We start from the raw sequence: 262 nt of genomic DNA, 5'->3' as shown, positions 1-262 counted from the left end.
CCCAAAAGAGGATTATGTTTCAACTTATTTTCAGTGGGATACAAGAAGGCTGAAAGAAGGAACGCATCTTATTGAGGCCAAAACCGAAGGCGAGCATGCATCTGTACGTGTAAAAGTCGATAACACAGGTCCGAAAATCAAGACCAACATACAAGCAAATGAACAATATAAAGGAGCCTTTACGTTAAAGGCAAAGGTAACTGATCGTTGGAGTGACATAGAGGACATGAAGGCATTTTTAGATGTTAAACCGGTTTCCTTG

The 262-nt window shown here is 40.5% G+C and carries 1 protein-coding gene; it reads left to right on the top strand.

The features are described 5' to 3' along the window. The coding region (locus SB775_RS30670) for a hypothetical protein (RefSeq protein WP_410865036.1) at positions 1-262 on the top strand (262 nt) is incomplete at both ends.

It is taken from the genome of Peribacillus sp. SIMBA_075 (assembly GCF_046534585.1).
The sequence above is the reverse complement of the archived record's forward strand: the minus strand, read 5'-3'. Positions and strand labels throughout refer to the sequence as shown.